Annotated in this window: 11 protein-coding genes and 1 other RNA gene; all 12 read right to left on the bottom strand. The window is 57.6% G+C overall.

Annotated elements, in window-relative coordinates:
* Nucleotides 1-5: 5 nt before the first annotated feature.
* The 12 genes from mraY to BLM14_RS04815 all read right to left on the bottom strand — a co-directional run bounded on the left by mraY (nt 6) and on the right by BLM14_RS04815 (nt 12281).
* Entirely contained in the window at nt 6-1088 is a 1083-nt protein-coding gene (gene mraY / locus BLM14_RS04870) for a phospho-N-acetylmuramoyl-pentapeptide-transferase (RefSeq protein WP_099998348.1), read from the bottom strand.
* A 24-nt stretch (nt 1089-1112) separates the two neighbouring features.
* Complete coding sequence (locus tag BLM14_RS04865; protein ID WP_099998347.1) at nt 1113-2546, bottom strand: UDP-N-acetylmuramoylalanyl-D-glutamyl-2,6-diaminopimelate--D-alanyl-D-alanine ligase; 1434 nt, start codon at nt 2544-2546, stop codon at nt 1113-1115.
* The gene (locus BLM14_RS04860) at nt 2543-4012 is read right to left on the bottom strand and encodes a UDP-N-acetylmuramoyl-L-alanyl-D-glutamate--2,6-diaminopimelate ligase (protein WP_100001038.1); all 1470 of its coding nucleotides are present in this window, start codon (nt 4010-4012) and stop codon (nt 2543-2545) included. The genes BLM14_RS04865 and BLM14_RS04860 overlap by 4 nt, the downstream gene beginning before the upstream one ends.
* A 373-nt stretch (nt 4013-4385) precedes the next feature.
* The gene (locus BLM14_RS04855; RefSeq protein WP_099998346.1) at nt 4386-6125 is read right to left on the bottom strand and encodes a peptidoglycan D,D-transpeptidase FtsI family protein; all 1740 of its coding nucleotides are present in this window, start codon (nt 6123-6125) and stop codon (nt 4386-4388) included.
* Nucleotides 6125-6583, bottom strand: a complete 459-nt coding sequence (gene ftsL, locus BLM14_RS04850) for a cell division protein FtsL (RefSeq protein WP_099998345.1) — start codon at nt 6581-6583, stop codon at nt 6125-6127. Before ftsL ends, BLM14_RS04855 begins: the two co-directional genes overlap by 1 nt.
* A 3-nt stretch (nt 6584-6586) precedes the next feature.
* Nucleotides 6587-7612 carry a 16S rRNA (cytosine(1402)-N(4))-methyltransferase RsmH gene (gene rsmH / locus BLM14_RS04845; RefSeq protein ID WP_099998344.1) on the bottom strand — a complete coding sequence of 342 codons (1026 nt, stop codon included), beginning with the start codon at nt 7610-7612 and terminating at the stop codon, nt 6587-6589.
* Entirely contained in the window at nt 7612-8076 is a 465-nt protein-coding gene (gene mraZ / locus BLM14_RS04840; protein WP_099998343.1) for a division/cell wall cluster transcriptional repressor MraZ, read from the bottom strand. The genes rsmH and mraZ overlap by 1 nt, the downstream gene beginning before the upstream one ends.
* Before the next feature lie 686 nt (nt 8077-8762).
* Nucleotides 8763-9196, bottom strand: an RNA gene (rnpB, locus tag BLM14_RS04835) — RNase P RNA component class A.
* Between the two features lie 96 nt (nt 9197-9292).
* Nucleotides 9293-10075, bottom strand: coding sequence for a lytic transglycosylase domain-containing protein (locus tag BLM14_RS04830; RefSeq protein ID WP_099998342.1), 783 nt, complete (start codon nt 10073-10075; stop codon nt 9293-9295).
* A 213-nt stretch (nt 10076-10288) separates the two neighbouring features.
* Nucleotides 10289-11053, bottom strand: a complete 765-nt coding sequence (locus tag BLM14_RS04825) for a peptidoglycan recognition protein family protein (RefSeq protein WP_099998341.1) — start codon at nt 11051-11053, stop codon at nt 10289-10291.
* Nucleotides 11040-11759, bottom strand: coding sequence for a J domain-containing protein (locus BLM14_RS04820; protein WP_099998340.1), 720 nt, complete (start codon nt 11757-11759; stop codon nt 11040-11042). Before BLM14_RS04820 ends, BLM14_RS04825 begins: the two co-directional genes overlap by 14 nt.
* Nucleotides 11760-11903: 144 nt before the next feature.
* Entirely contained in the window at nt 11904-12281 is a 378-nt protein-coding gene (locus BLM14_RS04815) for a hypothetical protein (RefSeq protein ID WP_204251991.1), read from the bottom strand.
* Between the last annotated feature and the right edge of the window lie 155 nt (nt 12282-12436).

Genomic DNA, 12436 nt, shown 5'->3' with positions numbered 1-12436 from the left:
AAACCTTATCTGAGCTTGAGCGTGGAAAGGCCGATCAGTGCGAGGATCACGGCGATGATCCAGAAGCGGATCACCACCTGGCTCTCGGTCCAGCCTTTCTTTTCGAAGTGATGATGAATGGGTGCCATCAGGAAGACCCGCTTGCCGGTCATCTTGAACGATGCCACCTGGATGATGACCGACATGGCTTCCATGACGAAGACGCCGCCGATGATGGCGAGGACGATCTCGTGTTTGGTGGCAACTGCGACGGCGCCGATGAGGCCGCCGAGCGCGAGGGATCCCGTATCACCCATGAAAATTGCGGCAGGCGGTGCATTGAACCACAGGAAGCCGAGACCAGCACCGATAACCGAACCTAGCACGACAGCAAGTTCACCCGTGCCCGGGGTGAAATGGATCTGCAGATAGTCAGCAAAGATCGCATTACCCGACAGATAGGCGATCACACCAAAGGATGCCGCGGCAATCATCACCGGCACCGTGGCAAGACCATCGAGACCATCGGTGAAATTCACCGCATTGCCGGCGCCGACCATGACGAAGGCAGCGAACGGGATGAAGAAAATACCCAGATTGAGAATGAGCTGCTTGGCGAACGGGAAAGTCAGCGACGAGGAGAAGGGCTCCTGCCCTGCCCACATGATGGCAAGGCCAGCTATGGCAGCAACCAGGAATTCAATGCCGAGGCGTGCCCGGGCCGAAAAGCCCTTGAACGTCTGTTTGCTGACCTTCAGATAATCATCGTAAAAGCCGATGGCGCCAAAGGACAAAGCAACCAGCAGAACGATCCACACATAGACATTCGACCAGTTGGCCCACAACAGGGACGATACGATGATACCCGTCATGATCATCAGACCGCCCATCGTGGGTGTACCGGCCTTCTTGAAGTGAGTCTGCGGGCCGTCGGCACGGATTGGCTGGCCGCGTCCCTGCCTAATCCGCAACGAATCGATGATGCGCGGTCCAAACAGAAACACAATCAGCGCCGATGTGATCAGCGCACCGCCGGTCCTGAACGTGATGTAACGGAACACGTTGAGAAACTGGATATGTTCCGCCAGACCGGCGAGATAATAAAGCATAGGTCAATCCCCATCCCCGTAGGCCTATTCGGCAGGACCAGCAGGCTCCACGGTGTTGTATTTCTGCAAGAGTGTTTTCACGATCTGGGAGAATCCGGTCCCCTTCGATGACTTGATCATGATCACGTCACCAGCCCTTATCGTGTTCAGCAATTGCGGTTGCAGTTCCTCTACGCTCTGCCTGTATTCGGCATGAAATTCAACCGGCATGGCCGCTTTGAGCGCCGCCATCTCGGGTCCGCCGAGAAAAACCATGTTGATATGGTTGGCGACGATTACCGATGACAACTCCGCATGCAGCTTCGGCGCCTGCTTGCCCAACTCCAGCATGTCGCCAAGCACTGCAATACGCCGGCCTTTGCCGGCAGGTGTAGCGGCTGCCAAAAGCTCGATCGCAGCACGCATCGATGCCGGGTTGGCATTGTAGCTCTCATCGATCATCGTGAACGTGCCCTTGGCGACTTCAAGCGTATGACGCGCACCTCGCCCGCTCTCCGGCCGTAGCGATGCCAATGCCAAGGTGACCTTGGCCATGTCAGCGCCTGTCAGATGTGCTGCCCCCAGGACCGCCAGAACGTTCTGCACGATGTGCCGACCGGGCGCACCGATTTTGGCGACCACTTCTTCGCCGGCAAGACGTGCTGTCATGCACGAGCACTCGCCGTGCAGTTTCAGTTTGGTCAGGCGATAATCGGCACGCGCATTTTCGCCGAAACTCTTGATGTGCTCGACGCCTGCTTCGCGTGCCAACGTCTCCAGCAGCTTGAAGTGCTTGTCGTCGCGATTGAGCAGCGCGTAACCGCCCGGCACAAGCCCTTCGAAAATCTCCCCCTTGGCGGTGGCGATTTCCTGAAGGTTCTTGAAATGGCCGAGATGCGCCGGTGCGATCAGGGTAATCAGTGCAACGTGAGGGCGAACCATCTTGACCAGCGGGCGGATTTCATCGGCGTGGTTCATGCCGATCTCGAACACTCCGTAATCCGCATCTGCCGGCATACGGGCCAGCGTCAGCGGGACACCCCAATGATTGTTGAAAGATGCAACCGATGCATGCACCTTGCCGACTTCGGAAAGCACATGCCGAAGCGCTTCCTTGGTCGTTGTCTTGCCGACAGAACCAGTCACGGCAATGATCTGCGCATGAGAACGCTCTCTGGAGGCAATGCCAAGCCGTGTCATCGCGGCCAGGACGTCGTCGACGACAATCATCGGCGCCTTCAGCTTGCCAAGAGCGGGCAATTTGGCCTCGGCGACCACAAGAAGGGCCGCACCTGCAGCAACAGCCGCGGTTGCATAGTCATGGCCGTCGAGCGCATCCCCCTTGATGGCAAAGAATGCCTCGCCCTGGCGCAACGTGCGGGTGTCGATTGAAATGCCGGTAATTCCTTCAGGCAGCTTGCCGACGGGTCTACCATTCATGGCTTCGATCATCGCTTCGGAAGTCCAGAGCAGACTCATGCGCCGCTCTCCCGTGCGAGCCGGTCCTTCAGCGCCTGTCCAACCTCGGCATGGTCGGAGAATGGCAGGACGACATCTCCGACGGTCTGCCCCTCCTCGTGGCCCTTTCCGGCAACGATCAGCGTATCACCCGATTTCATCATGGCGACGGCTTCGCGGATTGCTTCGCGGCGGTCCGGGATTTCGCGGGCACCGGGTGCCGCGGCCAGAATCTCGGAGCGGATTGTGGCAGGCACTTCCGAACGCGGATTGTCATCAGTCACGATGACGACATCGGCAAGGCGAGTGGCGATTTCGCCCATCATCGGACGCTTGCCCTTGTCGCGGTCGCCACCACAGCCGAACACCACGATGACCCGGCCCGTGGTGAACGGCCGGACGGAGGCCAGGACATTTTCCAGCGCATCGGGTTTGTGGGCGTAGTCGACATAGGCGGGCGCGCCGTCCTCGGTGGCACCGACGAGATCGAGCCGCCCAGGCGCACCCTTGAGCCGCTCCAGACCGCGCATCGCGGCCGCAGCGGGCACACCGGTCGCAATGGCAAGACCTGCCGCGACCAGTCCATTGGCCACCTGGAAGTCGCCCGCAAGCGGCAGCGTGATCTCATAAATTTCGCCTGCAATGTGCACTTCCACATGCTGGCGGAACCGCTCGTGCTCGACGCGCTTCAGCGTGATGAAGTCACCCTTGCGGCCAACCGTCAAAACCGTGCAACCGGCTTCGGTGGCAGCGGCAATGGTCGGCTTGGAGAATGGATCATCGGCGAAAATGACCGCCGGCGCTCCCTTCGGCAGCAATTCTGTGAAGAGGCGCAACTTGGCGGCGTGATACTCCTCGACGGTTGCATGGTAGTCCATGTGATCGCGGCCGAGATTGGTGAAGGCACCGGCAGAAAGCCTGACCCCGTCGAGACGGCGCTGATCAAGACCATGGGATGACGCTTCCATCGCAGCGTGAGTCACGCCTTCTTCGACCAGTTCGCGCAGCAATTTATGCAGTTCGACCGGATCTGGCGTTGTCAAGGAGCCGTAGTCGTCACGCTTGGGGGATACAACGCCGGTGGTGCCGATGCTTGCCGAAGCGAAGCCCGCCTGCGCCCAGATCTGGCGCGTAAAAGAGGCAACCGAGGTTTTGCCACTGGTCCCGGTAATGGCGACCATTACATCCGGCTGGAGTTTGTAGAAGCTGGCCGCGGCCAATGCCAGAGTGCGGCGAGGATCGTCGACATAGATAATTGGAAGCGCAATCTTGCCGAGCTTCGCCCCCTTGGACGTAACGATAACAGCGGCGCCGCGGGCCGCCGCATCTGCGGCATAGGTGCCACCATCGGCCTTGGAGCCCTTGAGAGCCGCAAACAGAAATCCGCGCTGAACCAGCCGGGAGTCCGACGTCAAGCCATTGATCGTCTTCTCTCCGAGTTCGGAGATAGCCAAGGCAGGAATGCCATTCAGATCTTTCAGTTTCATGGCCGGACTGGAACCCATTTTCAAACGTTCTTCTTCATATAGGTCGTAAATTCATCGAGTCTGCTCGCAATGCGCATCGTTTTGAGTCGAATCTGCGGCATTAGATCGAATTACGACCAAATCGACCCGTTCTGCCGCAGGGAATTCGTGGACAAGGTCAAGGGGTTTGGCGAGACCGATGTTTATCCATCGGGCGACGCCGAAGACCGCAGGATTTGGCCCGAATTCACCCGGCCCTTCGGGTTTCCGGCTGGCGGACACCCACTTTATCAGGCGGCGTCGTCCGATGGGAACGCATCGGCCTCGCCACCTTCCGCGTGGATTGTCTCGCCATCCGGGAAACAGAACTGCGTCCATTTGGTCGGAATTCGCTCTAGTCATCAAACGTCACCATCATTGGAGCAGATTCTTGTTCTTCACCGAAATCAGGCTTCACGCCGAGAAATGATGCGGACCGCCGGATGATATCGGCAACCATCGGGGCAGCGTTAAAGCCAGCCGTAGCACCAACTTTACCTTCCTCGGCCTTCGGTTCGTCGATGATCGTCAAGACAACATATTCAGGCTTGTCGATCGGAAATGCTGCAACGAAAGCGTTGAACCGCACATCGCTTGAATAACGGCCATTGATGACCTTTTCCGCGGTACCCGTCTTGCCACCGACACGATACCCGGGAACTGTCGCCCGGTTACCGGAACCACCAGAGCCTTTCTCAGCGTTCAGACGATAAAGATAGCGCATGTCCTCACTGGTTTTTTCACTCACCACCTGCTTTGCCACCTTGTTGGCATCTTCGATCGTGCGTGGCAGGAAGGTGGGCTCTATGAGCTTGCCGCCATTCATGAGCGCGGCAGCGCCAACAGCTGTCTGCAGCGGCGTCGTCGCCATTCCGTGACCGAAGGCGATGGTGATGGAGTGCACCTTCTTCCACACTTTTGGCTCCATCGGGCGCGCGACTTCAGGCAGTTCCGTGGTCATGCGATCCAGAAGACCCATGCGATGCAGGAATTCGCGATGGCCCTCAATGCCAACAACGTCCGCTTCCTTCGCCGAACCAATATTGGAGGAGTAAATAAACACCTCCGGCAAGCTCAGCGTACGGTGCTTGCCATGAAAATCACGGATCGTCTGGTGCCCGATGGTGATCGGGCGGCTGGCGTCGAAGGTGCTGTTCAGATTGACCTTGCCAGAATCAAGTGCCATCGCCGTCGTAAAACTCTTGATGGTCGACCCCATTTCATAAGTGCCCGCCGACATACGGTTGAGGCGGTCTTTATCGAGCGCATTGAACGGGTTGTTTGGATCGAAATCCGGCGCTGATGCCATGGCCAGCACTTCGCCGGTGCGAACATTGATCACCACAGCGCCCGCCGCGATAGCTCGGTAGCGCTGCATCGCACTTACGACGACATCGCGCACGACATGCTGGACGCGCAGATCGATCGACAAGCGCACCGGCTCAAGCGAGCGACTGTCGGCAAGACCGACATCGCGCAGGTCCGACAGACCCTGCTCGTCAATGTATTTCTCCATGCCGGCAATACCCTGGTTGTCGATATTGACGAGACCAAGGATGTGGGAGGCAGTGGGGCCCCCAGGATAGAAACGTGACTTTTCGGTCCTGAAACCGATACCTGGAATGCCGAGCGCCATGATCTGGCTTTTCTGCTGCGGTGTTAGCCCGCGCTTGAGCCAGGCAAAACCCGAACCGCTCTTGAGACGGCTGTAAGTTTGTTCGAAATTGAGATCCGGCAGAACCGTCGAGAGCAGTTCCACAGCTTCATCCGGATCGATGATCTTGCGTGGTTCTGCATAAAGCGAGGCGGTTTTGATATCGGTCGCGAGGACCTCGCCATTGCGATCGAGAATGTCGGGACGCGAAGCGAGCACAGCGCCGGTCGGGCCATTATAGCCTGTCGTATCTTCCTGCATGCCATAATAGACGAGGCGGCCGCTGATGACTCCATAAATGCCCATGAAGCAGGCCATCGCCATCAGCACGCGGTTGCGTGCGCGATTGCCCGATTTCTTCTTCCTGGCGTCGAGCGCAAAGGCAGGGGCAGTGCCCGCTTCCAGTCCAGCTTTCTTCCGTTTGATCCAGATCCCAGCCATCAATAGAGCCCCGCTCCCTTTGGCACTGCATTCGGGACAATTCGCTTGGCCGGCTTTGCCGCCGCCTTCGGTTTGTCGATGCTGCCGGTCATAGTCGTGTCCGGTTTGACTGTCTTGCCCGCATTTGCTTCTGTGATGATATTGGCAACATCATCGAAGCCCTCCGACACAGGCTTCGGCTGGGGCAAATCATTGATATCGACGATCTGTTGGGCTTCGACCCCCTGCAGGTCCAACTGCCCCTGGAAAGATTCAACCAGTTTCTGCAGGCGATTTGGCTGGGTCAGCAGGCTCCAGTCCGCTTTGAGCAGATCGATCGTATCCTTTTCATCCGTGATCATGCGCTCGAGTTTGCTGACCTGCGCCATCTGCTTTTCAGCGTCGTGCTTGATCTTGTAGGTCACCGCGGCGGCCGTAATCATCAGTCCGATCAAAATGATGTCGAAGGTACGCAGCACGGATCAGCTCCTCGCCGTTTCATGGAAAACCGGAAGATTGGGCAAGCCGTAGATCGAGTGATCTTCGGCGAGCGGCGGATGGTCCGTGCGGACACCGGCACGCAACTTCGCCGAGCGTGCGCGGGGATTTCGCGCGGCTTCTGCTTCTGTTGGAGTGACAATGCCCTTCCCGACCGGTGTGAAGCTAGCCAGGCGCTGTTCGAGCTGCGGCAGATGACGTGACCCGCCGCCGACACCTGAACGATCGGAGAAGAATCGCTTGACGATGCGGTCTTCCAGCGAATGGAACGTGACGACGACAAGACGCCCGCCAGGTTTCAGAACCCGCTCGGCGGCGTGAAGCGCGCGCACGAGTTCGCCCAACTCGTCATTGACGAAAATGCGCAGCGCCTGGAACACGCGCGTCGCCGGATGGATCGGCACTTTCGGATTTCTGCCAACGAGTGCCTCGATCGCGTTGGCAAGATCGCGGGTGCGCGTGAACGGCTCGGTGGCGCGACGCTTTTCGATCATGCGGGCGATGCGCCCGGCATGGCGCTCCTCGCCGAGAAAATTGAAGATGCGCGCAAGATCGCCAATCTTCAGACGATTGACCACGTCGGCTGCACTGGGGCCCGAGCTCGACATGCGCATGTCGAGCGGTCCGTCCTTCTGGAAGGAGAAGCCACGCTCTGCCTCGTCGATCTGCATGGATGAAACGCCGATATCGAGAACAACACCGTCCGGTGCGCCGAGAAGGGCTACCTGATCGAGGGTGGAGAATGTGCCCTGCACCAAAGTCAGACGGCCGGAATATTCCTTTTCCATGGCACGGCCAGCTTCGATAGCCGAAGGATCGCGATCGACCGCCGTAACAGAAGCGCCGGTTTCAAGAATTCGTTTCGTGTAGCCGCCTGCACCGAATGTGCCATCAATGATCAGTTGACCTTGAGTCGGCTGGAGCGCAGCAATCACTTCTTCAAGCAGAACCGGGATGTGACGACCATCGCCGCTTGTGTCAGGCGTGGCATTGCTGCCGGAACCGGCCATCAGCTGCTCCCCACGGGAATGCTTGGGTTTTCCTGACGGCGCTTTTCCGCCAGCCGTTCCCGAACCCTTGTCCGATGCGCTTCGAACCGGTCCGGATGCCACATCTGAAAATGCGTGTTGGCGCCCGCAAAGGTCACATCTGCCGAAATGCCCGTATGTTCGCGAATGAAGTCCGTAACCGTAATCCGCCCATCCGCGTCCAGCTTCAGGAAACCGCCGTCGGCGTGGAGATAGAACGACATGTCGTCCGCCGTTTCCGCAAAGGGATCCTCGCTCTCCAACTGCTTGTCGAAACGTGTCAGGAGTTCCGGCCCGCCCACATCGAGCGCAGGGAGATGCAAAGAACGCAGTGCGTAGAGTTCCGCGTGACCAGCCGTCTGGATGATCGAACGAAAGTGCGCTGGAACGGAAACCCGCCCCTTCGCATCGATCCTGTTCGTCACATGTCCGAGGAACCGGTTCAAAACGCAACTCCGCCGTTTCCGCCCCAAGCATCTCGTTTGCCGGGGCTTCGATCATTTCCACCTCTGCCCCGCACTTCGAAGGTTTCGAAACGAGAGCCCCATCACTAGACGTCACTGCATCGGCTAGATGAGCCGATTGCCAGCCTTGGCATGCCAAATCGTATTTCGGGAAACACCGTGTCGACTGAACGCTACTGATGAAATCAATCGGTATCATGGGGCACTATGGGCGTCAATGGGACTAGAGCACACAAGGTGGGAATGAGCCGTTATTCCGGCGCACTTCCGGCGATTCTGAATTTATCGCTCATTAAGCTTAATGAAGGGTTAGAGCGGTTCTCGACCATATTGAATCGTTCTGCCGGAGGGAATTCGCGGACAAGGTCAAGGGATTTGGCGAGGCCGATGTTTGTGCATCGGACGATGCCGAAGCCCGATGGATTTGGCCCGAATTCACCCGGCCCTTCGGGTTTCCGGCTGGCGAACACCCACTTTGTCAGGCGGCTTCATCCGATGGGTAAACATCGGCCTCGCCACCTTCCTCGTGGATTGTCTCGCCATCCGAGAAACAGAACTGGTTCAATATGGTCGAAAACCGCTCTAGACTCTCGCGGAAGTAGCAGGCAAGCGCGGGCCGCGCTCGGCCTAACGGCCCGCTACGGCGACTATCCCGCGACATGAATTGAAGTGCCAGCTGGCCTGTAAGCCGGGTTCTGTATGGCCGGACTTTCGTCCGGCGCGGCAGCCATTCATCTTGGACGGATGTTACCACCCGCCTCCTGCAACCCACCCGGACGACTGACCCGGAAACTGATCGCCGGACTTTCGCCCGGCACGCCGTCCCTATTCGGTTTTGCTCCCGGTGGGGTTTGCCATGCCGCCCCTGTTACCAGTTGCGCGGTGGGCTCTTACCCCACCCTTTCACCCTTACCCCGTCATTCCTTGCGTCCAATCCAATCCGGATCCGGCGCAACGAAAGACGGGGCGGTTTCCTTTCTGTGGCACTTTCCCTGGGGTCGCCCCCGCCGGATGTTATCCGGCACCGTGTTTCCCTGGAGCCCGGACTTTCCTCACATGCCGCCTTTCGGCTTATGACATGCGCGGCTGCCCGGCCAGCTGGCGATCCGTATAAATGCGTTCTGAAGGAAAAACGCAAATGAAAAAGCCGGTGGAGCGATCCACCGGCTTTTTGATCCAAAGAGAGATTGTGCAAACCTTACATGGAGGCCATCTGCACTTTCACTTTGGCACAGTAGTTGGCCGAGATAGGATTCATACGGGTTGCGCCATGACCTGCATTGTAGCGAAGGATCGTACCGCAGGTGGTGCCGTTGCCAAGCTTGTGAGCTCCGGCAAGATATTTCATGCCCCAGCGAATATTCGTATCCGGATTGTAGAGTGCCTCACGCGTACCGGTATAGCCGAGACCGCGCGCGGTCGAGAGTTTGATCTGCATCAACCCGATTTCTCCGGCACTTCCCGTCGTATTCGGCTGATAATTGCTTTCGACACTGATAACCGCGTTCGCCAGCGCGACTGGAACTCCATACGATGCCGCATAGGAATTGATGATCGTCGAATATTTCGGCGATCCCGTCGCCGAGGCGATGCTGCCGGTCGTCATTGTATCGACGCTGCTGATCGTCTTGGTGGTAACGACGGTCTTTACACGGGCCTTAGCCTGAACGATGGGGCGCTTGTGCGAAGAAGCCTTCTTGGTCACCCGCTGCGCCTTGACGGCGCTTTTCTTGACTGCCGGTGCTTTTGCAGCACTTTTCTTGACCACAGGCGTCTTGGCAGCGCTGCTTTTGCCCTTGTCTTTTGACTGGACAGCCTTCGCGGATTTACCACTGGCCTTTTCTTTTGACGCTGCGACTCGGTTCGCCTTGATGTAATCAGCGAGGCTCGTCGGCTCTGAGGGGCTGCTGAACGCTGAATTCGAGCCATAGAAAGCCATCGCCCCTAGAAGGGCGAAAATCATACCAAATTTTTTTGTCATCGTTTTCCGTCTAGATGCTTGGGCCGCACGAACGTGCGCGCCGGGATCATTCCGTCGCCCAAAAAACTAAGGGGCAGAGCCGGAACACTGGCCAAGGATGTGACGGCCCAATGCAGCCGAATATTGATCGGCCAAATAACTTTGTGTAACCCATTGAAATATATATGCTGCGTTGCACAAAATGAGTCAAAAAAGGCTCTTTGGTTCAATAACTTATGCGGTCAGCACCGGTAGTGCAGAAAGCAGTCGATGCAGGGTTTCAATGGTTGACATGTCCGCGACTCCATCGATTTTTTGGGGGCGAAAGTGGCGCTGGAACGCCAAAATGCCCAATTCTGTCGTTGTTCCGAACACGCCATCAATGGGAACGCCATAGCCATAGAGTGCCAGCATGGACTGCAGCGCCTCAACCGGCTGTCCCTGATCGCCAAGTGAAAAGAAACGGCCACCTCCCACTGGCGAGGGGCTGACCCAATGGCCCACGCCCGCATCGTAGAGCACTGGCCACGGAAATTTCTCGCCCGGATCAATCTTGCGCGCAGGGGCGATATCCGAATGGGCCAGAACCCCTTCCGGCCTGATGGCATGACGCGAAACGATACCCTTGCACAGATCGATCACGGCATCGATTTGCGAGCCCCCAAATTCGGGAAAGTCAAGCAATGGCCCGCCATTGACGATCTCGATTCCAATCGAGCTGGAATTGATGTCCGTCTCACCCTTCCAGAAGCTTTGACCTGCGTGCCAGGCCCGCTCACTCTCTGGTACCATTTGCACGATGCGTCCGTCTTCGTGAACGATGTAGTGCGCCGATACCTCGCTTGCCGGATTGGCGAGCCAGCTTTCCGCCGCCTCGCCGGTTTCCATGCCCGTATAGTGAAGGATCAAAATAGTCGGGCGCTTGCCGTCTCTGCGAGGGCCGAAATTCGGCGAGGCATGAACATCGGCGCGCAAATGATCAGGTTCAAACGCGCTCATATGCCTTCAGATCTTTTTCGACTTTTTCCCAGGCGGCATTGATGGCCGCGATGCGCTGATTGGCGATGGCGATGAATTCTTCCGGTACACCGCGCGCCATCAGCATGTCCGGATGGTTCTCGCGAACCAATGCCCGATACTGCTTGCGTGCAGCTTCAAAGCTGGCATCACGCGGAAGGCCGAGGACGACATAGGGATCTGCCTGGCCACGCCCGGCATGCCGCGCCAATATGCGGTCGAATTGCTCTTCATCAAGCTGAAAGATTTCCGCAACCGTGCCGAGGAAGGTCAATTCCTTGTCGTGCAGTGCACCGTCCGCCTTGGCGATGTGAAACAGCCCGTCGAGGACATCTTCGAGCATCTTGCAATTGGGTTTGCCCGTGCCGCACAGCGAAGCCAGTTGTGTCGCATAGGCCTCGTAGCCAGCCACATCCTGCTTGGCGAGATTGTAAAGGCGCGATACCTGATCCTGATATTGCTGCGGCACATGGAAAATTTCGTGAAAGGCGTTGACCTCGACCTGCGAAACGACACCATCGGCCTTGGCCATCTTTGCCGACAGCGCAATCATGGCAATCGAGAACGCAACGCGTCGCCGGGTTTCCGGGTCGCCCTCAAAAGTGGTACGTACGGCTTCGATGATGCTGGAGAAAGCATCGATCGCAGTGCTGGTAATGAAATCGCTGATGCGGCGCCAAATCGACATGACTTCGTTTTATTCAAATTTTTTCGCAATTGCGAGAGCGATATTTGTGTCGAGGTCGCCGTTTGGACGGACTGGTTGAAGCACCATTGTCTCAAATAAACGGCCAGCCCGAAGGCCGGCCGCTTTATCGAAGAATTGCAGCCCTTACTGGACGCCAAGAGCGTCCTTGATCGCCTTTTCCGCAGAGTCGGCAGCAGCCTTGATCTCGGCTTCGGTCTGGCCGGCGGCCTTGGCAGCATCTTCAGCCGCCTTGCGCGCTGTCGCGACTGCAGCCTGCTTCTGCTCTGCCGTCATGGTTGCAGCCTGTTCCTTCAGCTTGTTCAACGTGTCTTGTGCATTCATCGGTGCAGCCGGGGCTGCAGGAGCCTCGGTAGCCGCAGGTGCAGCAGGAGCTGGTGCTGGAGCCGGCGCTGGCTGTTCGGTTGTCGCCGGAGCCTGTTCTGACTTCTGCTCACTCTCGCCGCAACCGGCAAGTGCCAGAAGCGAAATTGCCGCCAGCGAAACAACAAGTTTAATTTTCATGATTTTTCCTCTCCATAGTGCGCCACATGCCCCTCAGCCACCACCTTATCGAAAATAAGGCAGAGTTGGGTTTTGTTTTCATTTTCGGTCAATTTTCATGTGGATATCAACGGTTTCGCACAAAATTTGAAGTGAATAGCTCCACCGATTGCGGT

Source organism: Phyllobacterium zundukense (assembly GCF_002764115.1).
Classification (GTDB): Bacteria; Pseudomonadota; Alphaproteobacteria; order Rhizobiales; family Rhizobiaceae; genus Phyllobacterium; species Phyllobacterium zundukense.
The sequence above is the reverse complement of the archived record's forward strand: the minus strand, read 5'-3'. Positions and strand labels throughout refer to the sequence as shown.

What these genes read in the sequence shown, in the direction of transcription:
- mraY (WP_099998348.1), bottom strand. Translation starts at nt 1,088, where the DNA reads ATGCTTTATTATCTCGCCGGTCTGGCGGAACATATCCAGTTTCTCAAC.
- BLM14_RS04865 (WP_099998347.1), bottom strand. Translation starts at nt 2,546, where the DNA reads ATGAGTCTGCTCTGGACTTCCGAAGCGATGATCGAAGCCATGAATGGT.
- BLM14_RS04860 (WP_100001038.1), bottom strand. Translation starts at nt 4,012, where the DNA reads ATGAAACTGAAAGATCTGAATGGCATTCCTGCCTTGGCTATCTCCGAA.
- BLM14_RS04855 (WP_099998346.1), bottom strand. Translation starts at nt 6,125, where the DNA reads ATGGCTGGGATCTGGATCAAACGGAAGAAAGCTGGACTGGAAGCGGGC.
- rsmH (WP_099998344.1), bottom strand. Translation starts at nt 7,612, where the DNA reads ATGGCCGGTTCCGGCAGCAATGCCACGCCTGACACAAGCGGCGATGGT.
- BLM14_RS04830 (WP_099998342.1), bottom strand. Translation starts at nt 10,075, where the DNA reads ATGACAAAAAAATTTGGTATGATTTTCGCCCTTCTAGGGGCGATGGCT.
- BLM14_RS04825 (WP_099998341.1), bottom strand. Translation starts at nt 11,053, where the DNA reads ATGAGCGCGTTTGAACCTGATCATTTGCGCGCCGATGTTCATGCCTCG.
- BLM14_RS04820 (WP_099998340.1), bottom strand. Translation starts at nt 11,759, where the DNA reads ATGTCGATTTGGCGCCGCATCAGCGATTTCATTACCAGCACTGCGATC.
- BLM14_RS04815 (WP_204251991.1), bottom strand. Translation starts at nt 12,281, where the DNA reads ATGAAAATTAAACTTGTTGTTTCGCTGGCGGCAATTTCGCTTCTGGCA.